Origin of the sequence: Pseudomonas sp. 44 R 15, from assembly GCF_900004965.1 — a bacterium.
GTDB lineage: Bacteria > Pseudomonadota > Gammaproteobacteria > Pseudomonadales > Pseudomonadaceae > Aquipseudomonas > Aquipseudomonas orientalis_A.
The window spans coordinates 33,511-54,126 of sequence record NZ_CVTU01000108.1 but is presented as its reverse complement, the minus strand read 5'-3'; the positions used below and the strand labels follow the sequence as shown (position 1 = coordinate 54,126).

General features: G+C 62.4%; 18 protein-coding genes and 1 riboswitch. Of the genes, 6 read left to right on the top strand and 12 right to left on the bottom strand.

The genetic code is table 11. From position 1 onward, the window contains the following. Window positions 1-64: 64 nt before the first annotated feature. The 6 genes from BFP93_RS19690 to BFP93_RS19665 all read right to left on the bottom strand — a co-directional run bounded on the left by BFP93_RS19690 (window position 65) and on the right by BFP93_RS19665 (window position 5,766). Window positions 65-1,060 carry an esterase-like activity of phytase family protein gene (locus BFP93_RS19690; RefSeq protein WP_065886542.1) on the bottom strand — a complete coding sequence of 332 codons (996 nt, stop codon included), beginning with the start codon at window positions 1,058-1,060 and terminating at the stop codon, window positions 65-67. Continuing rightward, window positions 1,060-2,964 (bottom strand): DNA topoisomerase IV subunit B, encoded by a 1,905-nt coding sequence (parE, locus tag BFP93_RS19685; RefSeq protein ID WP_065886543.1) that lies wholly within the window; start codon window positions 2,962-2,964, stop codon window positions 1,060-1,062. Before parE ends, BFP93_RS19690 begins: the two co-directional genes overlap by 1 nt. Window positions 2,965-3,009: 45 nt before the next feature. Then, the gene (locus BFP93_RS19680) at window positions 3,010-3,618 is read right to left on the bottom strand and encodes a YqiA/YcfP family alpha/beta fold hydrolase (protein ID WP_065894478.1); all 609 of its coding nucleotides are present in this window, start codon (window positions 3,616-3,618) and stop codon (window positions 3,010-3,012) included. A 180-nt stretch (window positions 3,619-3,798) separates the two neighbouring features. Further along, the gene (gene cpdA / locus BFP93_RS19675; protein WP_065894477.1) at window positions 3,799-4,611 is read right to left on the bottom strand and encodes a 3',5'-cyclic-AMP phosphodiesterase; all 813 of its coding nucleotides are present in this window, start codon (window positions 4,609-4,611) and stop codon (window positions 3,799-3,801) included. A 97-nt stretch (window positions 4,612-4,708) separates the two neighbouring features. After that, window positions 4,709-5,158, bottom strand: a complete 450-nt coding sequence (locus tag BFP93_RS19670) for a DUF1249 domain-containing protein (protein ID WP_065886546.1) — start codon at window positions 5,156-5,158, stop codon at window positions 4,709-4,711. Next, the gene (locus BFP93_RS19665) at window positions 5,149-5,766 is read right to left on the bottom strand and encodes an NUDIX domain-containing protein (RefSeq protein WP_065886547.1); all 618 of its coding nucleotides are present in this window, start codon (window positions 5,764-5,766) and stop codon (window positions 5,149-5,151) included. Before BFP93_RS19665 ends, BFP93_RS19670 begins: the two co-directional genes overlap by 10 nt. Before the next feature lie 194 nt (window positions 5,767-5,960). Between BFP93_RS19665 and BFP93_RS19660 the strand changes: the two genes are divergently transcribed. Next, window positions 5,961-6,707, top strand: coding sequence for an RsiV family protein (locus BFP93_RS19660; protein WP_065894476.1), 747 nt, complete (start codon window positions 5,961-5,963; stop codon window positions 6,705-6,707). Here the strand turns inward: BFP93_RS19660 and cytX are convergent. Together cytX and thiC are read right to left on the bottom strand one after the other, a co-directional pair. Further along, window positions 6,676-7,965, bottom strand: coding sequence for a putative hydroxymethylpyrimidine transporter CytX (gene cytX, locus BFP93_RS19655; RefSeq protein ID WP_065894475.1), 1,290 nt, complete (start codon window positions 7,963-7,965; stop codon window positions 6,676-6,678). The two genes, BFP93_RS19660 and cytX, sit on opposite strands and share 32 nt — an antisense overlap. Window positions 7,966-8,100: 135 nt before the next feature. Then, window positions 8,101-10,005 carry a phosphomethylpyrimidine synthase ThiC gene (thiC, locus tag BFP93_RS19650; RefSeq protein ID WP_065886550.1) on the bottom strand — a complete coding sequence of 635 codons (1,905 nt, stop codon included), beginning with the start codon at window positions 10,003-10,005 and terminating at the stop codon, window positions 8,101-8,103. Between the two features lie 147 nt (window positions 10,006-10,152). Continuing rightward, window positions 10,153-10,258, bottom strand: a riboswitch (TPP riboswitch). A 195-nt stretch (window positions 10,259-10,453) separates the two neighbouring features. Here thiC and BFP93_RS19645 point away from each other — a divergent pair. After that, window positions 10,454-11,893: a TolC family outer membrane protein gene (locus BFP93_RS19645; RefSeq protein ID WP_065894473.1), complete on the top strand. Its 1,440-nt coding sequence runs from the start codon at window positions 10,454-10,456 to the stop codon at window positions 11,891-11,893. Between the two features lie 122 nt (window positions 11,894-12,015). On the opposite strand, the gene waaA is transcribed toward BFP93_RS19645, so the two are convergent. Together waaA and BFP93_RS19635 are read right to left on the bottom strand one after the other, a co-directional pair. Continuing rightward, window positions 12,016-13,293 carry a lipid IV(A) 3-deoxy-D-manno-octulosonic acid transferase gene (gene waaA / locus BFP93_RS19640; RefSeq protein WP_065894471.1) on the bottom strand — a complete coding sequence of 426 codons (1,278 nt, stop codon included), beginning with the start codon at window positions 13,291-13,293 and terminating at the stop codon, window positions 12,016-12,018. A gap of 23 nt (window positions 13,294-13,316) precedes the next feature. Next, window positions 13,317-14,207, bottom strand: coding sequence for a LysR family transcriptional regulator (locus BFP93_RS19635; protein ID WP_065894469.1), 891 nt, complete (start codon window positions 14,205-14,207; stop codon window positions 13,317-13,319). Window positions 14,208-14,309: 102 nt separating this feature from the next. Here BFP93_RS19635 and BFP93_RS19630 point away from each other — a divergent pair, with 102 nt between their 5' ends. From BFP93_RS19630 to BFP93_RS19615, 4 genes are read left to right on the top strand one after another with little or no spacing between them, the layout of a single operon-like run. Next, the gene (locus BFP93_RS19630; protein ID WP_057724331.1) at window positions 14,310-14,645 is read left to right on the top strand and encodes a DMT family transporter; all 336 of its coding nucleotides are present in this window, start codon (window positions 14,310-14,312) and stop codon (window positions 14,643-14,645) included. Between the two features lie 55 nt (window positions 14,646-14,700). Further along, entirely contained in the window at window positions 14,701-15,876 is a 1,176-nt protein-coding gene (locus BFP93_RS19625; protein WP_065894467.1) for an NAD(P)/FAD-dependent oxidoreductase, read from the top strand. Further along, a complete protein-coding gene (locus tag BFP93_RS19620; RefSeq protein ID WP_065894465.1) occupies window positions 15,873-16,685 on the top strand; it encodes an aldo/keto reductase in 813 nt (270 codons plus the stop codon). Before BFP93_RS19625 ends, BFP93_RS19620 begins: the two co-directional genes overlap by 4 nt. A gap of 41 nt (window positions 16,686-16,726) precedes the next feature. Beyond that, the gene (locus BFP93_RS19615) at window positions 16,727-17,695 is read left to right on the top strand and encodes a metal ABC transporter ATPase (RefSeq protein WP_065886556.1); all 969 of its coding nucleotides are present in this window, start codon (window positions 16,727-16,729) and stop codon (window positions 17,693-17,695) included. 31 nt (window positions 17,696-17,726) lie between these two features. On the opposite strand, the gene BFP93_RS19610 is transcribed toward BFP93_RS19615, so the two are convergent. Then, the gene (locus BFP93_RS19610) at window positions 17,727-18,662 is read right to left on the bottom strand and encodes an NAD-dependent epimerase/dehydratase family protein (RefSeq protein ID WP_065894463.1); all 936 of its coding nucleotides are present in this window, start codon (window positions 18,660-18,662) and stop codon (window positions 17,727-17,729) included. Further along, window positions 18,655-20,079, bottom strand: coding sequence for a bifunctional D-glycero-beta-D-manno-heptose-7-phosphate kinase/D-glycero-beta-D-manno-heptose 1-phosphate adenylyltransferase HldE (gene hldE, locus BFP93_RS19605; protein ID WP_065886558.1), 1,425 nt, complete (start codon window positions 20,077-20,079; stop codon window positions 18,655-18,657). Before hldE ends, BFP93_RS19610 begins: the two co-directional genes overlap by 8 nt. Between the last annotated feature and the right edge of the window lie 537 nt (window positions 20,080-20,616).

Genomic DNA, 20,616 nt, shown 5'->3' with positions numbered 1-20,616 from the left:
CTCATCGTTGGGTAAGGCGCAGCGGAACTGCCGCTGCGCTGATTCAATTCAAAAAAGTCGCGGCTCATGGCTGGGCACTCCAGCCACCGGCCGGGGCGGCAAACCGATAGACCACCGGACGCTTTTCACCGTCGGCACGCGCGCCAAAATTATTGTCGATACCAATCCAGGCGCCGTCGGCGTCCACCACCAGGGCTTCGGCCAGGCCATAAGGTTGGGGGTAACGCCGTTCGGGCGTCAGGGTTTCGTCGGCAAACGACCAGCACAGCTCAACCTTGGCCGTCACCGTATCGCGTCGGCAAATCTGGAATGCATTGCGCTCCAGGGTGAACAGCTTGTCGTTGAACAGCGCCAGGTCGGCAAAATCCTTGGACACGGCCTTGGCGTTGGTGAACTGCGCCGGCTGCACTTCCAGCCCGGCCTCGCTCAACAATACGCAAGCCCCCTCGCAATCCCACACGCTCTGTCCGCGCTTGATCGAGATCAGGCCACGACGCTCACGCTCGGCGGCGAGCCAGATCTGATTGCCTTGCGGGTTCACCGTCAGGCCTTCGAACAACGCATTGAAGTGCAGCAGCATGCCGCTGGCCCGCGCCTCGCGTACCATGCCCGGGGCGATCTTCAACCACTCGGGCGCACCGGCTGCCGGTACCTGCAACACCGCCGCATGGGCTTCGCTGACGATGTAGCGGTTGCCTGCGGCATCACAGCTGATGCCTTCGAAATCCAGGTCTCCACCGCGAATGAACGAAGCCGCCTTGGTGCGCGAGCGCAACCCCCACGGCAGGCCGGATTCGGGCACCGGGGGTACGTCGATCGTCAATGCCTCGGCGTTCCAGGTCGGCTCGCGGGTGTCCAGACGATAAATCCGGTCATCATCGCGGTCCGATACCGTCCACAGGTCCTTGCCGCACAGCGCCAGGCCCGACAGGTTGCCGCCGCGCATGCCGTCTACCGGATGTTCGGACACCAACTTGAGCTCAGCCACGGGCGCGGCCACCCCATCGGTGGCTGCCAACCCGCACACCATCAGGATCGCCAGGGCGACGCCTGTGCGCATCAGCCCAATACCTCGGCCAGGTTGCCTTTGGATTCGAGCCAGGCCTTGCGATCCGGCGCACGCTTTTTCGCCAGCAGCATGTCCATCATTTCCGAAGTGCCGGCGAAGTCTTCCAGGGTCAACTGCACCAGGCGCCGGGTGTTCGGGTCCATGGTGGTTTCGCGCAGTTGCGGCGGGTTCATTTCACCCAGGCCCTTGAATCGCGTGACCTGTGGCTTGCCGCGCTTCTTCTCTGCCACCAGGCGATCGAGGATGCCATCGCGCTCGGCTTCGTCCAGGGCGTAGAAAATCTCCTTGCCCAGGTCGATGCGGTACAGCGGCGGCATGGCGACGTAGACGTGACCGGCATCCACCAACGGGCGGAAGTGCTGCACGAACAACGCGCACAGCAAGGTAGCAATGTGCAGGCCGTCGGAGTCGGCATCGGCGAGGATGCAGATCTTGCCGTAGCGCAGCTGGCTCATGTCCGCTGCGCCAGGGTCGACCCCAATGGCCACGGCGATGTTGTGTACTTCCTGGCTGGCCAGTACTTCGCTGCCATCGACTTCCCAGGTGTTGAGGATCTTGCCGCGCAACGGCAGGATCGCCTGGAATTCCTTGTCCCGTGCTTGCTTGGCGGAACCGCCGGCGGAATCACCTTCCACCAGGAACAGCTCGGAGCGCATCGGGTCCTGCCCGGCGCAATCGGCCAGCTTGCCGGGCAATGCCGGCCCCTGGGTGATGCGCTTGCGCTCGACTTTCTTGCTGGCCTTGAGGCGACGACCGGCGTTGTTGATCGCCAGCTCCGCCAGGGCCAGGCCCAGTTCCGGGTGCTCGTTGAGCCACAGACTGAAGGCATCCTTGACCACACCGGAGACAAACGCCGCCGCCTCGCGGGAGGACAGGCGCTCCTTGGTCTGGCCGGAGAACTGCGGCTCCTGCATTTTCATCGACAGCACGAACGCAATGCGCTCCCACACGTCTTCCGGCGCCAGCTTCACGCCGCGCGGCAGCAGGCTGCGGTATTCGCAGAATTCGCGCATGGCGTCCAGCAAGCCCTGGCGCAAGCCGTTGACGTGGGTGCCGCCCTGGGCGGTGGGGATCAGGTTGACGTAGCTTTCCTGCACGCTGTCGCCGCCTTCGGGCAACCACAACAACGCCCAGTCGACGGCTTCCTTGTTACCGGCCAGGCTGCCGCAGAACGGCGCGTTGGGCAGGCGTTCGAAGTCGCTGACCGAATCTTCCAGGTAGGAGCGCAGGCCGTCTTCGTAGTGCCACTCGACCTTTTCGCCGGTGCCTTTGTCTTCAAAGCTCACCAACAGGCCCGGGCACAGCACGGCCTTGGCCTTGAGCACATGCTTGAGACGGCTGATGGAGAATTTCGGCGAATCGAAGTATTTCGGGTCCGGCGCGAAGTACACGCTGGTCCCGGTGTTGCGCTTGCCGACAGTGCCGACCACTTCCAGCTCGGTGGCTTTGTAGCCATCGGCGAAGGTCATCTGGTATTCGTTGCCGTCACGCTTGACCTTGACCCTGACCTGCGTGGACAAGGCGTTGACCACGGAAATCCCCACGCCGTGCAAGCCGCCGGAGAACTGGTAGTTCTTGTTGGAGAACTTGCCGCCGGCATGCAGTTTGGTGAGGATCAGTTCGACGCCCGATACACCCTCTTCCGGGTGAATGTCCACCGGCATGCCGCGACCGTCGTCGGACACTTCCAGGGAGTGGTCGGCGTGGAGAATGACCTGCACCGACTTGGCGTGCCCGGCCAAGGCTTCGTCGACACTGTTGTCGATGACTTCCTGGGCAAGGTGGTTCGGCCGACTGGTGTCGGTGTACATGCCGGGGCGTTTGCGCACCGGGTCGAGGCCCGAGAGGACTTCGATGGCGTCGGCGTTATAAGAGCTAGCGCTGGGAGTGGCCATGGGGTCTCGTCGTGAGTCGTTCGATTAAAAAATGACCTGCGATTTTTACAGTGACGAAAAATCGAAGGATTGATACTGATCAGCGCCAATGCCGGCAAAGCTCAACAATGCCGGCAATTGCTGGGCAAACCCTTGGTAACCGTGGTCGCCACCGGCCTGGATGCGCAAGGCACAGGCCCGGTAATACTGCTGGGCCAGGCGATAATCCAGGGTTTCGTCCCCGGTCTGCAACCACACCTGATAACGCGCGGCGTCCTGAGGAGCCGGTACTTCCAGCTCGGCCAACGCCGTGACGTGGTCGAGGGTCAACTCCCAGCTTTCGTCGGTGTAGAGGTTCTTCTGGGTTCCCAGGTAGCCGTCAAACATCCGATGGGGGCTGACCGCCGGGTTGACCAGCAGCGCCTTGAGGCCATGGCGTTCGGCAAGATGGGTTGCATAGTAGCCGCCCAATGAACTGCCGACCAGCAGCGGCCTGCCCAGTTCTGCGATGGCCTCCTCCAATTGAGGAATCGCCTGACGCGGATGGTGATGCAGCGCCGGAACACGCAGCTGCTCGGACAGGCCAAGCTTGCCCATTACGGTGATCAACTGGCTGGCCTTGTTGGAGGCCGGCGCACTGTTGAAACCGTGAATATAGAGGATCGAAGCGGACATGCCGGGCTCTCCGTGACTCAGCCAAAGAGGCGCAGTTTACAGGGATAAGGGGCCTGTGTGAGAACCCATGTGGGAGGGGGCTTGCCCCCGATGGCTGAGTGTCAGTCAGCACATGTGGCAGCTGACACACCGCAATCGGGGGCAAGCCCCCTCCCACCTTTTAATCAGCGTTTACAGCTATTAATAGCCGTTGCTGCCGTAGTCGACGGTAAAAGCGAAATCCTTGACCCGCTCCACCCCGGTCTCCAACCGCCCGTCGGCATGCAAACGCAGCCAGCGATAGCCTGGGGCCTGGTCGCTGACCTGGAAGTCCTCACTGCCCGGTGCGAACTGGATGCAGGTGGACGGCGATGCCAGCAGGCGCACGCCGTTGCGCTCGCCGTCGATTTCCTGGTGCACATGGCCCCACAAAACCGCTTTCACTTGGGGGAAGCGGTCAAGCACGGCAAACAGCGCATCCGGATTGCGCAGGCCGATAGGCTCCATCCAGGCGCAGCCGATCGACACCGGGTGATGATGCAGGCACACCAGGTGATGCCGGTTCGGCGCTTCGCTCAAGGCCTGGACGAGCAGTTGCAGCTGCTGGTCCTGCAGGTAGCCGGGCACGGAACCGGGGACGGCGGAGTCCAGCAGGGTCACGCGCCAGTTGCCGACGTCAACCACCGGCTCCAGCAGGTCGCTGTGCACGGCAGCGTCGGCCATGATCTGCGTTTCATCGTGGTTGCCGGGCAGCCAGCGCGCGGGAGCGCCCATCGGCGCGGTCATGTCGCGAAATTGCTGGTATGACGCCAGTGTGCCGTCCTGGGACAGATCCCCCGTGGCCAGCACCAGATCGACAGGCGGCTGCTGCTCGCGCACAAGATCAATCACCCGCTGCAGGCTGTCGCGGGTATTCATGCCCAGCAGCGTGACGTCTGCATCGGCAAACAAATGGCTGTCGGACAGTTGCACCAACAGCACAGCGTCAGGGTTCATGGCGGATACGCTCGGCAAGGCGCTCTCCCTAGCGGTCACAGGAATAGACAGGTGGGGCAATTATGCTGGGGCAGGACACAAAGAGGAAACCCAGGGAAACAAACGCAGTTCACATCTACCGCACGACTTCGAACTCATGGCCCAGGGCCAGGCAGTGACTCAGCCATTCGCCGAGGAACACATTGAGCTGGGCTTTCTCATCGGGCTGGTGCATGAACACATTCGGGTAAGGATAGATGCTGCGAAAGCGTCGCGCATGTTCGGCGCTGATCACTTCGGCCATGCGTGCATCGTGGTACACCTGCACTTCCAGCTGCGGCACCGGCAGCCAGGGCAGGCTGTGCTCCTGGCGCACGCGCAGGGTGGTGGTGTACGGGCAATTGACGATGACTTCCAGGGTCAGCACGCCCAGCATCTGGTCGCCGTGGGTCACGGCAATGCGCCGCGCCTGGGGCGTGTGGCGCATGTCGGGGAGCAGGCGCATCAGCCGCGCATAGTTGGCCTCGCATGCGGCTTGCAGCCCGATAAGGTCAACCCGGTAACGTTCCCGTGCCTTTACTGCCATAGCCCCCTCACTTCCGCGCGATTAAGCGCAAGCCATTGCAGGGCGATGATGCTGGCTGCATTGGAAATCCTGCCGTCGCGCACAGCCTGGAAGGCATCTTCGAATGCCCAGGTGGTCACGCGGATATCTTCGGCCTCTTCTTCCAATCCATGGATACCACCGGCCTGTGAGCTGTCGCAACGGCCCAGGTACAGGTGGACGAACTCGGTACTGCCGCCAGGCGACGGGAAATACTTGGTGATCGGCCACAGCGCGGAGAACGTCAGCCCAGCTTCCTCTTCGGCTTCGCGGTGTGCAACCTCCTCGGGTTGCTCGTCCTTGTCGATCAGGCCGGCGACCATTTCCACCAGCCACGGGTTGTCGGCACGCCCCATGGCGCCGACGCGGAACTGCTCGATCAGCACCACTTCATCGCGCTGCGGATCGTAGGGCAGTACGCACACCGCATCATGGCGCACAAACACTTCACGATTGATCACGCGGCTCATGCCGCCGTCGAACTTCTCGTGGCGCAGTTGCACCCGATCGAGCTGATAGAAGCCCTTGTAAGCAGAGTCGCGCTGAACAATCTCGATATTCTTCGGCGTCGACTTCGTAAAGTCCGTCATATTCTTCCTCGTCATAAGCCGTGCAGTGGGCGCCATCCTAACGCGCCCAAGTGGCTCGGCGCAGCCCCTTTCCGGTTGCCGGGATAGACGGCGGGCGTCAAACTCACACTAATCAGTCTAGTGGCGAACTGGCGGCCCTGTTGGCAGTCCAAGCGCTACTCTTTTCGCTTTCCATCGATTTACGAAGGACACACATGTCGCTTTTAAAAATCGCCTCCATGGCTTGTATTGCCTTGACCCTGGGTGCCTGCCAGAGCCTGTTCCAGCCCGGCCAGCTCAAACCGCTGGACGTCACCACCGACAAGTCGGAGCAGATCAAGCCCGGCTGCGGCAGCCCTGATTGTCCGCTGGTGAACATCGACACCGTGCATTTCCCCGCCGACCCGCAACTGGACAAACTGGTCGAGCAGCGCCTGCTGCAGATGACCCGCACCACGCCCGGCGCCGGCGTCCCTGCGACCCTGAATGCCTACCGGGACACATTCCTGCGCGAATCCCCCGACCGCCACAGCATGTACTTGCAGGCCAAGGTACGTGAGCAGCATGACGGACTGGTGATCGTTGAAGTGTCCAGCTACCTGGACACCGGCGTGGCCCACGGTGAACCTGGCCGCGGATTCATCAACTATTCACGGGTGCTGCACAAGGAATTGGGCCTGGCCGACATGCTGTTGCCCGGCCAGGAGCAGGCCTTCTGGAATACCGCAAAAGTTGCCCACAACAGCTGGTTGATCAACACCAAGATGGACCGCGACCCGGAGTTCGTGAAGAACTGGCCGTTCCAGAAAACCCCGAACGTGGCCTTGACCAGCGGCGGCGTGGTGCTCAAGTACAACGTCACCACCATCGCCCCCTACGCCCAGGGGCTGATCGAAATCACCATCCCCTATGCACGCCTGACCGGTGTGATCAAGCCTGAGCTGATGCCCGCGCGCCACTGACCGCCCGCCCCAGGATGAACTGCAGCAACCCTGCCAGCAGCAATGCCGGCAGGGTTGCGCCAATATCCGGGTACAGGTGCGCCAGCAGGTGGTAGGTGCCGATGCCGCCCAGCCACGCCAGCAGCGCCGGCCAATGCAGTTGGGTCACCGCGCCCTGGCGCCGACGGCGCAGGATGAAGTGATCCACCAGTACCACGCCGAACAGTGGCGCAAACACTGAGCCGATCAGCAACAGGAAGTTCTGGTATTGCGCCAGGGGCGCCAGGCAGGCAATCACGGTGCAAATCACACCGATGGCCAACGCCAGGTGCTCGACTTTCAAACGCAGCAGCATCCCGCTCGACACCGCCGCCGAGTGAATATCGGCAAAGGCATTTTCCGACTCGTCCAGCAGGATCAGCAACAGCGGAATACCCAGGCCGGCGCCGGCCAGGGCCAGCAGCAGCGCATTGACTTCAGCGCTGGGCGCAAAGGCCAGGGTGTAGGCCACCCCCAGGCTCATCAGCCAGAAGTTACCGATAAAGAACCCCAGCGCGGTGCCGCCGAACACGCTTTTCGTGCGCTTGCCAAAGCGTGAGTAGTCGGCGATCAGCGGCAGCCACGACAGCGGCATGGCGATGGCAATGTCAAAGCCCACCGCAAACGGCATCGAGCCGTCACCGGCCTGGGCCCACAGCGCGACGAGGTCGGCCTTGGCAAACAGGTTCCAGGTCAGCCACAGACAGGCCGCGAGCAGCAGCCAGATGCCCCATTTGCGCAGGATTTGCCGCACGAAGGTCAGCGGGCCACTCACCGCCAGCACGGTGGCAAGGCCACCAAACAACACGGTCCACAACAAGGGGCTCGCCAACAGGCTGCCCTCGCTGAACGCACGCGTACCCAACAAGCTGGCGGCATCGCGCATGACGATGATTTCGAATGAACCCCAGCCAATCAATTGCAGCAGGTTCAACAGCGCCGGCAGGCTCGCACCGCGGCTACCGAGGCTGAGCTTGAGCGCGGCCATGGCGGACAGCCCAGTGTCGCTGCCGATCACGCCGACGGCGGCCAGCAACAGCACGCCGACCAGGGTGCCGAGCAAGATGGCCAGCAATGAACCCGACAACCCCAGGCCCGGCGCCAGTAAGGCGCCGGTTTGCAGGACCATCAGGCCGATACCGAGGGAGAACCACAGGGAGAACAGGTCGCGGGCGCCGAAGACGCGCTTGTCCTGGGGGACTGCAATGTCCGGCGAATAGGTGCTCGGTTGAATGCTCAAGGGTGGAATCTCTGAGGGGCTGATCGTTCCCACGCTCTGCGTGGGAATGCCGCGTTGGACGCTCTGCGTCCGCCTTTGTGACGCAGAGCGTCACGGGATGCATTCCCACGCAGAGCGTAGGAACGATCATGGGTTTCAGACCTTCTTATAGAGCTGACTGCCTTCCTGCCTGAACCGCTCCGCCTGCTCGGCCAAGCCCTTGGCCACGTCCACATCCACCGCTTCAATGCGCTGGTTGGCCGCGTACTCACGCACTTCGTGGGTGACTTTCATCGAGCAGAATTTCGGCCCGCACATCGAACAGAAATGCGCGACCTTGGCGGACTCTTTCGGCAGGGTCTCGTCGTGAAACGCCCGCGCGGTGTCCGGGTCCAGGCCCAGGTTGAACTGGTCTTCCCAACGGAATTCGAAGCGCGCCTTGCTCAGCGCGTTGTCGCGAATCTGTGCGCCCGGATGGCCTTTGGCGAGGTCGGCGGCGTGGGCGGCGATCTTGTAAGTGATGATCCCGGTCTTCACGTCATCCTTGTTCGGCAAACCCAGGTGTTCCTTGGGCGTGACGTAGCAGAGCATGGCGCAACCGAACCAGCCGATCATCGCCGCGCCGATGCCGGAGGTGATGTGGTCATAGCCCGGCGCGATGTCGGTAGTCAGCGGGCCGAGGGTGTAGAACGGCGCCTCGTCGCAGCATTCGAGTTGCTTGTCCATGTTCTCCTTGATCAACTGCATCGGCACGTGGCCGGGGCCTTCGATCATGGTTTGCACGTCGTGCTTCCAGGCGATCTTGGTCAGCTCGCCAAGGGTTTCCAGCTCACCGAATTGCGCAGCGTCGTTGGCGTCGGCCACCGAGCCCGGACGCAAGCCGTCACCCAGCGAAAAGCTGACGTCATAGGCTTTCATGATTTCGCAGATTTCTTCGAAATGCGTGTAGGCGAAGTTTTCCTTGTGGTGCGCCAGGCACCATTTGGCCATGATCGCGCCGCCACGGCTGACGATGCCGGTGACGCGGTTGGCGGTCAGCGGCACATAGCGCAGCAATACACCGGCATGGATCGTGAAGTAGTCGACGCCCTGTTCGGCTTGCTCGATCAGGGTGTCGCGAAACAGTTCCCAGGTCAGGTCTTCCGCCACACCGTCGACTTTCTCCAGTGCCTGGTAGATGGGTACGGTGCCGATCGGCACCGGCGAGTTGCGGATGATCCACTCGCGGGTTTCGTGGATGTGCTTGCCGGTGGACAGGTCCATGATGTTATCGGAGCCCCAGCGAATGCCCCAGGTCATCTTCGCCACTTCTTCTTCGATGGACGAGCCCAGCGCACTGTTACCGATATTGCCGTTGATCTTCACCAGGAAGTTACGGCCGATAATCATCGGTTCCAGTTCAGTGTGATTGATGTTGGCCGGGATGATGGCGCGGCCACGGGCGATTTCTTCACGAACAAATTCGGGCGTGATGATCTTTGGAATGCTGGCACCAAAGCTGTGTCCCGCATGCTGCTGCTTGAGCAGGCCGGCGGCGCGGGCTTCTTCAAGCTTCATGTTTTCGCGGATGGCCACATATTCCATTTCGGGCGTGATGATGCCTTTGCGCGCATAGTGCATCTGGCTGACGTTGGCGCCGGCCTTGGCCCGTCGTGGATTTTGCAGGTGGGCAAAGCGCAGGTAGGCCAGGTCCGGGTTATCCAGGCGTTCCTGGCCGTAGCGTGAGCTCAGGCAAGCCAGTCGCTCGGTATCGCCGCGCTCTTCGATCCAGGGCGAGCGCACGTCGGCCAGGCCTTTGCGCACGTCGATGATCACGTTGGGATCGGTATACGGACCCGATGTGTCGTAGACCACCACCGGTGCATTGATTTCACCGCCGAACTCGGTGGGCGTCACATCCAGGCTGATTTCGCGCATGGGCACGCGAATATCGGGACGCGAGCCCTGTACATAGATCTTCTGTGAGCGGGTAAACGGCTGCACGGAACCGGAGTCGACCTTGGCCGATTCACTCAAGTGCACGGTGTTTTTTGATTTTTGGCTTTTTAATTCGGTGCTCATCAGGGCTCTCCAACTTATCCGGGCGGTGGATTGTTGTCGGAGCGAACCTGTGACGGACGGACGCACTGAAACCAGTGCTGTGCTTGCGCACGAGGGCTGTTCGATTGTCGAACAACTTCCCGGACGAAGCACAAGAGGACTCGCCGGGTGACGAGAAATCTTGTTCCCTACGCAGGCGCTAACCTGATCAGGTTCAACGGGATCCGGTATTTACCGATCTCAGCCTTCCAACAAGGCACCCCGACAAGAACCTGGCCAGTCTAGACCATGGCGTGGGCAAATTGCCAATGACACTGTCGTCAGGATGATAAATGGCGTAATTACAGGATTGTTGTGCCGAGGCCCGCCCACTACACTCCTGAGCTGCCTCAAGGCTTGACGCTCCCTCTTTGCCACCGTAGCCTTGGGCAATAAATTATCATCGTAATATTTATTCAGGGATCGCCTCATGCTGCGCAAACTTTCACTGGCAGTTGCCGTGTCTTGTGCGACCAATGGAATGGTCTGGGCAGCTGAAGCGCCCTTGTCCGCCAATACCGACCTGGTCAGCGTCTATCAGGAAGCGGCGCTCAACAACGCCGACCTGGCCGCTGCCCGCGCTCAATATGGCGCGCAGAAAGAAGTCGTGCCCCAGGCGCGCGCAGGCTTGCTGCCGAATCTGTCGGCCGGTGCCGACAGTAACAACGTGCGCACCCAGATCGACCAGCCCGCCGCCACTGCCAGCCGCGACGCGCACTCCTGGCGCGCCACCCTGAGCCAGCCGCTGTTTCGCGCCGATCGCTGGTTCCAGCTGCAAGCCGCCGAAGCCGTCAGCGAGCAAGCCTCGCTGCAACTGTCGGCCAGTGAACAGAACCTGATTTTGCAAAGTGCCGAGAGCTACTTTGCAGTCCTGCGCGCGCAAGACAACCTGGCCTCGACCAAGGCCGAAGAAAATGCCTTCAAACGCCAGCTCGACCAGTCCAATGAGCGCTTCGATGTGGGCCTGTCGGACAAGACCGATGTGCTGCAATCCCAGGCCAGCTACGACACCGCTCGCGCCAACCGCATCGTGGCCCAGCGCCAGGTGGACGACGCCTTCGAGGCGCTGATCACCCTGACCAACCGCCAGTACAACTCGATCCAGGGCATCGTCCATACGCTGCCGGTGCTGCCGCCGGCGCCGAACGACGCCAAGGCCTGGGTCGAAACCGCCGGGCGCCAGAACCTCAACCTGCTGGCCAGCAATTACGCAGTGACTGCCGCCGAGGAAACCCTCAGGCAGCGCAAGGCCGGCCACTTGCCGACGCTCGATGCGGTTGCGCAATACGAAAAAGGCGACAACGATGCCCTGGGGTTCAGCAACCCGAATCAGTTGCCCATCCCGTACGGTGGCGATGTGTCGCAACGCACCATCGGCTTGCGGTTGAACATCCCGATCTACAGCGGCGGCCTCACCAGCTCGCAAGTGCGTGAATCCTATTCACGTCTCGATCAGTCCGAGCAGCAACGCGAAGGCCTGCGCCGCCAGGTGGTGGAAAACACCCGTAACCTGCACCGCGCCGTCAACACCGATGTGGAACAGGTGCAAGCACGCCGCCAGTCGATCATCTCCAACCAAAGCGCGGTGGAAGCCACGGAAATCGGCTATCAGGTGGGCACGCGCAATATCGTCGACGTGCTGGACGCACAGCGCCAGCTCTACTCGTCGGTGCGCAACTACAACAACAGCCGCTACGACTACATCCTCGACAACCTGCGCTTGAAGCAGGCAGCGGGCACGCTGAACCCGGGGGATCTGCAGGACCTGACGCGCTACTTGAAAGCCGACTACAACCCGGATAAAGACTTCCTGCCACCGGACCTGGCCAAGGCCGCCGCCGAGCAGCTCAAGGCCCGCCCGGGTTCTTGAAAACACCATAAACCAATGTGGGAGGGGGCTTGCCCCCGATGGCAGTGGGTCAGCCAACCTGTTGGGTGACTGACACACCGCTATCGGGGGCAAGCCCCCTCCCACATTTGAATTGTGTTGAATCAGTGAGTCATCAACCTGTCCAGTCCGTCCAGCAAACGCTCAAGCGCTCCCTGATTGGCCTGCATCACTTTCAATCCCGCCTCTGCCATCCTGCGCGCATCCCGCGGCAGCTCGAACAATTGGCGCACCGCTTCGGCCAAACCTTCTGCGTCATCCACTTCGCGCAACGCCCCGGCCTCGCGCATCATCGCGCTGATTTCCAGGAAGTTGAACAGGTGCGGCCCCATGATCACCGGCTTGCCCAGCGCCGCCGGTTCCAGCGGATTGTGCCCGCCGGTCGGTACCAGGCTGCCGCCGACAAAGGCGCTGTCGGCCAACGCGTAGAGAAACAGCAACTCGCCCATGGTGTCGCCCAGCAGCACTGAGGTATCGGCATTGACCGCTTCGCCACTGGAGCGCCGCACGGTGGCAAAGCCTTGCTGCACGCACCGTTCGAACGTCGGCCCGAAGCGTTCCTGATGACGGGGCACCAGAATCAGCAGCGCATTGGGATAGCTGGCCAGCAACTGACGATGGGCGTCGAGCACGACTTCGTCTTCGCCCTCGTGGGTGCTGGCGGCGATCCACACCGGGCGTTCGCCGGCGCCCCATTGTTCGCGCAAGGCGGCGGCGCGTTCCGGCAGTTGGGGGTCGATGGTCAGGTCAAACTTGATCGAGCCGGTGACTTCAACGGTTTCAGGTCGCGCGCCCAGGCTGCGGAAACGCTCGGCCTCGGTTTCGGTCTGCACGGCGAACCAGCTCATTTCGGCCAGCATCGGCGCGGTCAGTCTGGCGAAACGCGCATAGCCCTTGGCCGAGCGTGCCGACAATCGCGCGTTGGCCAGGGCCACCGGAATACCGCGTTGGGCGCAGGCGTGAATATGGTTAGGCCACAATTCGGTTTCCATGATCACTGCGAGCCTTGGCTGTACTCGGTCAAGAAAACGCCGGGCAGCGCAGGGCAAATCGTACGGCAGATAACAATGCTGGACGCGCGGTTCATCGGCAAACAGCGCCTGGATTCGCTCGGAACCGGTGGGCGTCATGCAGGTGACGGTCATCGGCAACTGCGGGTAACGCGCCAGGAGGGCCCGGATCATCGGCGCGGCGGCAATGCTTTCGCCCACCGACACCGCATGCACCCAGATCCCACCCGGCTGCATCACAGGCAAGCCATAGGAAAATCGCTCGCCCACGCGCTTGGCATAGGCCGGCGCCTTGCGCGCGCGCAGCCACAGACGTAAAGCCACCAACGGCAGCGCCAGGTAAAACAGACAGGTGTAGAGAGTTCTATTCATGGCGGCGGAGTTTATCGGCTTTTTCAGTCGATCGCCTGCAAGCACTCGGCAAAACGTTCAGCCACAAAGCGTGCCGCAGGCCCAAGGTGCTCGTCGCGACGCCACACCAACTCCACCACCAGCGCCGGCGGGGTCCATTCGCTGCGCAGTTCAACCATCTGCTGTTGATAGGTGGGGTATTGCACGATGTGCCGTGGCAACCAGGCCCAACCCAGGCCGCTCATCACCCATTCGGCCAACACATAGAAGCTGTCGGCCCGCCATACCTGCGGGCTGGCGGCTTCACTGCCGGGGTAGACGCTGGTCTGGGTCGACATCAGCAACTGGCGATACTGCGCCAACCGTTGGCAGTCCACGTACTGCTCCTTGGCCATGGGGTGATTGACACCGCACACCGTGACCATCTCCACACTGCCCACCACCCGCCGCTCAAGGGCTTCGGGAATCTGGTCGTGATAGAACAACAGGCCCAGGTCGGCCTGGCGTTCCACCAGCTTGCGCGCCACATCGCCTTGCGCTGCGCTGGACAACTGCACTTCCAGCAATGGATAGCGCACCGCCAGCGCCGCAAGGCTGTCGAGCACCGGTTGGAACAACATCGCCTCGTCCTGAGCCAGGCGCAGACATGCTTCCTCGCCACGGGTCAGCGACAGCGCCCGCCCCGTCAGGCGCTCGCACTGGCGCAGCACTTCACGCGCTTCCTCCAGCAACACACTGCCGGCTTCGGTCAGGCGCGGCTGACGGCCACTGCTACGCGCGAACAGGCTGACGCCCAGGTCCGCCTCCAACATCGCGATCGCGGTGCTGACGGCCGACTGCGCCTTGCGCTGCCCACGCGCCACGGCGGAAAACGAGCGCTGTTCGGCGACGCTGACAAACAGGCGCATCTGTTCCAGATCCCACTGCACGCTCATGGCTTAACCTATCTTCAATTCGGATAGGTAATGACTTTACCCCATCTGTTGAACCTCTAGAATGCCGACCTATCAAACCCGCTCCACCTTGAGGATTGCACCATGAACGCCGCCTACTGTTACCTGGCCATCGCCATCTGCTCGGAGGTGATCGCGACCGTTTCCATGAAAGCCATCAAGGGGTGGAGCACACCGATTCCGCTGTTGCTGGTGATCGTCGGTTACGGCATCGCGTTCTGGATGCTGACGCTGGTTGTGCGCACCGTGCCGGTCGGCGTGGCGTATGCCGTCTGGGCCGGCATGGGCATCGTGATGGTCAGCATTGCCGCGCTGTTCATCTACGGGCAGAAGCTGGATATCCCGGCCATGCTGGGGATGGGACTGATTGTGCTGGGCGTGGTGGTGATTCAGCTGTTCTCGAAAACCGCGGGTCACTGACCGCCCCTCAACAGCCTGTATACTGCGCCCCTTGTCTTGAACATTGAGGTCGCCGATGCCATCCGTTATTTCCACCGACGTTCTGATTGTCGGCGCCGGGGTTGCCGGCCTCTGGCTCAATGCGCGCCTGCGCCGCCAGGGGTTTTCCACGGTACTGGTGGAAAGCGCGACCCTGGGTGGCGGGCAAAGCGTTAAGTCCCAGGGAATCATTCACGGCGGTGCGAAATACGCCCTGCACGGCGCCCTCACCGGCGCCTCCGAAGCGATTGCCGACATGCCGCGTCGCTGGCGTGAAGCCCTGGCCGGCAATGGCGAGTTGGACCTGTCCGGCGTGCGCCTGCTCTCTGAAGCCCACTACCTGTGGTCCCCCGGCACCCTCGCCGGCAATCTCACCAGTTTTTTTGCCAGCAAGGCCGTGCGCGGCCGTGTCGATCAGGTCAAGGGCGACGAACTGCCGGTCGCGCTGCAGGATCGTCGCTTCAAGGGCAAGGTCTACCGCCTGGCAGAATTGGTGGTGGATGTGCCCAGCCTGATTGAACGCCTGGCGCACCTGGCCGGTGACGGTCTGCTCGCGGGCCAGCACATCGAACCGCTGCGCGAAGGCGACACGCTGGTGGGCTTGACGGTCGATGGCCGCGAAATCCGCGCTCAGCGCATCGTATTGAGTGCCGGCGCGGGCACCGCCGATCTGCTGGCGGCCCTGGGCTTGAGCCAGCCGGCGATGCAAACCCGCCCGTTGCACATGATCCTCGCCAAAGGCCCGGGCCTGAAGCCGTTGTATGCCCATTGCCTGGGCGGCGGTACCAAGCCGCGCCTGACCGTGACCACGCACCCGGCCGCAGACGGCAACTGGGTGTGGTACATCGGCGGCGATATCGCCGAGGCCGATGGCGTGGCCCGCACGCCGCAAGAGCAAATTGCCACCGCGCAGAAAGAACTCGCTCAGCTGTTGCCATGGATCGACATGAGCCAGACCCAGTGGGCCACCTTGCGCGTCGAACGCGCCGAGCCACTGCAATCAGGCCTGAGCCGTCCCGACAATGCCTTCCTGGCCGAACAGGGCCGCCTGTTGGTGGGCTGGCCGACCAAGCTGGCCCTGGCGCCGGACTTTGCCGACCGGGTCATCGACAGCCTGGAACGCGCCGGCATCCGCCCAGGCGCCAGCGACCCCCTGCCCGACCTGCCCAAACCCGCGATCGGCCAACCCGCCTGGGAGCACCTGTTGCCATGAGCCTGCCAACCCTGCACGAACTGTATCGCCCCCTCGGCAGCACCGGCCTGCTGGTGTCGCCCCTGGGCCTGGGCACCGTCAAGCTGGGTCGCGACCAAGGGGTCAAATACCCCAACGGCTTTCAGATTCCAAATGACGACGAGGCGCGAATGTTGCTGCGCCAGGCGCGCCAGTTGGGCATCAACCTGATCGATACCGCACCCGCCTACGGCCGCAGCGAAGAGCGCCTGGGGCCACTGCTGCGTGACCAGCGCAAGGATTGGGTGATCGTCAGCAAGGTCGGCGAAGAATTCGAGGACGGCATGTCCCGCCACGATTTCAGCGCCGCCCATACGCGGATGTCGATCGAGCGCAGTCTGAAACGACTTGAAACGGATTTTATCGATCTGGTGCTGGTGCACTCCGATGGCAACGACCTGCACATCCTCAACGACTGCGAGGTTTACCAGACCCTGGCGGAGTTGAAAAAAGAGGGCAAGATCCGCGGTTTCGGCTTCTCCGGCAAGACCGTTGAAGGCGGCGTGAAGGCGCTGGAGCAGGGTGATTGCGCCATGGTGACTTACAATCTGAACGAACAGGCCGAAAAAGCCGTCATTGATTACGCGGCGGCCCATGGCAAGGGCATCCTGGTGAAAAAAGCCCTGGCCAGCGGCCACGTATGCCTGGCGCCTGGAATGGATCCAATTCAGGCGAGTTTCACGTTGTTGTTTGCGCAAACGGGCGTCGCCAGTGCTATTGTCGGGACCATCAATCCGCTGCACCTGGCCCATAACGTGGCAACCGCTGCCCGAGTCATCCGTCAACTCTGATGCCGCCCACGCGGCCGACCCCGTCGCACAAAGGAGCCGACATGCCGCGTACGCTCATAAGAAAGAACCCCAGCAACTTCAAGACACTGCCGCTGCACGTGGAAGCCACCCCCGAAGGCCTGAGCTACCAGAGCGTCGGCATGCCGCTCAACTTCGCCCAGACCCTGCAACGGCGCAAGCCGGTCGAGGTGCCGGACGCCGAACGCTTCGCCCTGGAACTGGCGAACCTCGGCGTCTCGGTGCGCCTGACCCTGCACTGGCAAAACAAGGATTACTGGGTGCTGGTACGCCAGCGTCGCCAGGATCGCGGCGACGTGGTGCTCAAGCTGATCTCCGGCTACGTCCCCGCCCATGAACTGAACCTGCCGCTGCACACGGCTATTCAGGAAATTGCAGAGGAATGCCTGCTGGAAACCCCTGAAGGCTGGCTCGGCGGGCGCTTCAACGATACCTGGCTGCCGGCGCCCTACTCCGCCGCGCTGCATTACCGTGAAGCCCTGCCGTTTCGCCTGAGCCCGCTGTCCGGCGCCGCGCGTCCGGTGCGCTGCGCCACCACCCAGTTGATCGAGCGTCCACGGGCCTATGTGCACCTGCCGACGGCGTCACTGCAGCTGATTTACGACCTGCGCCTGGAAGTGCCGAAGGAAGCCAAGTCCCTGAGCCTGTTCCATGTGGATGAGCGCCTGGAAGGTGACCAACTGGTCGCACGCCTGGATCGCAAGCGTCCGGACCTGTACCTGATGCCGCTCAAGGACGGCGAGCCCCTTGCCGAGTTGTACACCGTCAAGAAGGACCAACTGTATCCAGCGAGCACACGGGGTTTGTACCTGGCCGAAAGCTTCGCCCGGCAGGACGGCTGGCTGGTGCGTGATGAGCGGATTCGCTGGAAGGACTGGCTCAGGCAGCAAGGCCTGGCACAGCCGGAAAAAGAATCAAAGCTCAAGCGCTTGACCGGCAAGGCGCAGCAGATGCTGCGCAAGATCGTGCCGAAGAAAAAAGCCAGGGGCTGACGCACACCCGATATCGCTATCGGCGTGCGGCTCAGCCTTTGAGCAAGCGCTCCAAGCCGACCTTCAACGGGGTAGGTTCAGGCAGGGTGAAGCTTGCCAGCAGGCGCCGATTGTCGGCCCGCGAATGGCGAATATCCCCCAGGCGCGCCGGTCCATAAGTAATGACCGGCAATGCGCCCACCACTTGCTCCAGTGCCTGCAGCACCTGCTTAAGCGTAGTGGCGTGGTTCCAACCGACGTTGATTGCCCCTGCGGGAATAGTCGGCAACTCGATGGCCTGCACCAGCACATCCACCAGGTCTTCCACATACATGAAGTCACGGGTTTGTTCGCCATCGCCAAACACGGCAATGGGCAGGCCCTGCTGCACACGCTCGCTGAAAATGCTGATCACACCGGAATACGGCGATGACGGGTCCTGGCGCGGACCGAAGATATTGAAGAAGCGGAAAATGACCGGCTCCAGGCCATGCTCACGACGGTAGAAGTCGAAGTAGTGCTCGCTGGCCAATTTGTCCGAGGCATAGGGTGTCAGCGGCGCCTTGGTCGTCTCTTCGTCGATGGAGGCACCCTCGCCGTTGTTGCCGTAGACCGCTGCGCTGGAAGCGTACACCACACGCTTCACGCCGGCCTTGCGCATGGCTTCGCAGATATTCAAGGTACCGATGAAATTGCTCTGGTGCGTGCTGACCGGATCGTCCACGGATGCCTGGACCGACGCCACGGCCGCCAGGTGGACCACCGCCGACGCGCCAACGACCACTTGAGCCAAAAGCTCGGCGTCGGCCACATCACCTTCCACCAGTTGCACGCGCGGGTCATCCAGGGGCAGGTTGCTGCGCTTGCCGGTAGACAGGTTATCCAGCACCCGCACCGAATAGCCCTTGGCGAGCAACGCGTCAACCAAATGCGAACCGATAAAGCCTGCGCCTCCGGTGATCAACACCCATTTATCAGCGTTATTCATTGTTACGTATTTTCTCGACGATGGCCGTGGTCGAACTGTTTTCTACCAACCCCAGCACTTTGACGGTGCCGCCGTAGGCGCTGACGATGTCCGCACCGACCACCTGGTCGACGGAATAGTCACCGCCCTTGACCAGCACATCAGGCTTGACCTGGGCCAACAGGTTTTCCGGGGTGCCTTCAGAAAAGCTGATCACCCAGTCCACCGCACCCAACCCGGCCAGGACCGCCATGCGCCGGTCGACGCTGTTGATCGGTCGGCCCGGGCCTTTCAAGCGGCTGACGGAAGCATCATCGTTGACCGCGACGATCAGGCGATCGCCCTGGGCGCTCGCCTGCTCAAGGTAGGTCACGTGACCGGCGTGCAGGATGTCGAAACAGCCGTTGGTGAACACGATGCTTTCGTTGTGGGCGCGTGCGTCGTCAATCGCCAGCAGCAATTGCTCGAGCCCCAGCACACCGCGCTCCGAACCTTCGGAACGCTGGATGGCGCGACGCAACTCAGGGGCGCTGATGGCCGCGGTGCCCAGTTTACCCACCACAATGCCCGCCGCCAGATTGGCCAGGGCTACGGCATGGGGCAGTTCCTCGCCGGCGGCGATGGACGCGGCCAGGGTGGAAATCACCGTATCACCGGCGCCGGTGACGTCGAACACTTCCCGCGCACGCGCCGGCAGGTGCATCGCCGGGTGGCCGGGACGCAGCAGCGTCATGCCATGTTCGCCACGGGTCACCAACAGGGCACCGAGTTCAAGGTCGGCCATCAGCGCCGCGCCCTTGCTGACCAGTTCATGCTCATCGGCGCAACCACCGACGACCGCTTCGAACTCGCTGAGGTTGGGCGTGATCAGGCTGGCGCCCCGATAAATCGAGAAGTCCTTGCCCTTGGGATCGGCCAGCACCGGAATGTTGCGGGCCTTGGCGGCCTGGATCAGCACCTGGTGATTCTTCAGGGCGCCTTTGCCGTAGTCGGACAACACCAGCACCTTGATGCCTTCGAGCAACGCGTTGACCTGGTCACCGAGGGCCAGGGCGTCGGTGGCGAAGGGTTCTTCGAAATCGATACGCAGCAATTGCTGGTGACGGCTCATGACCCGCAGCTTGACGATGGTCGGCTGATGGGCGATGCGCTGGAACAACGCGCGCACGCCGGCACCGCGCAGGCTATTGGCCAGGCTGTCGGCGGCTTCGTCGTCACCGGTCACACCCACCAGGGAAGCCGGGGCGCCGAGCGCGGCAATATTGAGGGCAACGTTGGCAGCGCCACCTGGACGGTCTTCGATTTGCTCGACCTTGACCACCGGTACCGGCGCCTCAGGGGAAATCCGTGAGGTACCACCATGCCAGTAACGGTCGAGCATGACATCGCCGACCACCAAGACAGGGGCTTGATTGAATCGCGGCATGGACAACTTCATGGAGCAACCCACATACAAAATGAACAGGGGCGCGATATTAGCACAGGGTTTGCGATGGCTTGCGCCCACCGCAGGGCAAATGTGGGAGGGGGCAAGCCCCCGATGGCATAGGTATCTACACAACTCTATGACGCCCAACGCTAACCACGATGCGCAGCGAGTCGCTCTTGATCTTAGGCGCCCCTTGAAACCACGCGGCCGAGCGCAAGCTTGAATCCGAGGATAACCCGCAGAACGCCGGGTTAGCCGCACCGGGCCAGGGATGACCCATTGCGGCGGCCCAGAGGCCGCCATCGGGGGCAAGCCCCCTCCCACATTTGGACCGGGGTCGACACAAAATACCGGTCGGCTCTAAGGCCGCCGCGCTTTTGATCTTGATCTTAGGCACCCCGTTAAACCACGCTGGCCGAACGCAGGCTTGAATTCGTGGGTAACCCGGCAGGACGCCGGGTTAGCCGCACCGGGCCAGGGATGACCCATTGCGGCGGCCCAGAGGCCGCCATCGGGGGCAAGCCCCCTCCCACATTTGGACCGGGG

Coding starts and splice junctions, on each gene's coding strand:
- BFP93_RS19645 (WP_065894473.1), top strand. CDS start 10,454: ATGCTGCGCAAACTTTCACTGGCAGTTGCCGTGTCTTGTGCGACCAAT.
- hldE (WP_065886558.1), bottom strand. CDS start 20,079: ATGAAGTTGTCCATGCCGCGATTCAATCAAGCCCCTGTCTTGGTGGTC.
- BFP93_RS19670 (WP_065886546.1), bottom strand. CDS start 5,158: ATGGCAGTAAAGGCACGGGAACGTTACCGGGTTGACCTTATCGGGCTG.
- BFP93_RS19610 (WP_065894463.1), bottom strand. CDS start 18,662: ATGAATAACGCTGATAAATGGGTGTTGATCACCGGAGGCGCAGGCTTT.
- BFP93_RS19660 (WP_065894476.1), top strand. CDS start 5,961: ATGTCGCTTTTAAAAATCGCCTCCATGGCTTGTATTGCCTTGACCCTG.
- parE (WP_065886543.1), bottom strand. CDS start 2,964: ATGGCCACTCCCAGCGCTAGCTCTTATAACGCCGACGCCATCGAAGTC.
- waaA (WP_065894471.1), bottom strand. CDS start 13,293: ATGAATAGAACTCTCTACACCTGTCTGTTTTACCTGGCGCTGCCGTTG.
- BFP93_RS19630 (WP_057724331.1), top strand. CDS start 14,310: ATGAACGCCGCCTACTGTTACCTGGCCATCGCCATCTGCTCGGAGGTG.
- thiC (WP_065886550.1), bottom strand. CDS start 10,005: ATGAGCACCGAATTAAAAAGCCAAAAATCAAAAAACACCGTGCACTTG.
- BFP93_RS19635 (WP_065894469.1), bottom strand. CDS start 14,207: ATGAGCGTGCAGTGGGATCTGGAACAGATGCGCCTGTTTGTCAGCGTC.
- BFP93_RS19690 (WP_065886542.1), bottom strand. CDS start 1,060: ATGCGCACAGGCGTCGCCCTGGCGATCCTGATGGTGTGCGGGTTGGCA.
- BFP93_RS19615 (WP_065886556.1), top strand. CDS start 16,727: ATGCCGCGTACGCTCATAAGAAAGAACCCCAGCAACTTCAAGACACTG.
- BFP93_RS19620 (WP_065894465.1), top strand. CDS start 15,873: ATGAGCCTGCCAACCCTGCACGAACTGTATCGCCCCCTCGGCAGCACC.
- BFP93_RS19665 (WP_065886547.1), bottom strand. CDS start 5,766: ATGACGGACTTTACGAAGTCGACGCCGAAGAATATCGAGATTGTTCAG.
- BFP93_RS19625 (WP_065894467.1), top strand. CDS start 14,701: ATGCCATCCGTTATTTCCACCGACGTTCTGATTGTCGGCGCCGGGGTT.
- BFP93_RS19680 (WP_065894478.1), bottom strand. CDS start 3,618: ATGTCCGCTTCGATCCTCTATATTCACGGTTTCAACAGTGCGCCGGCC.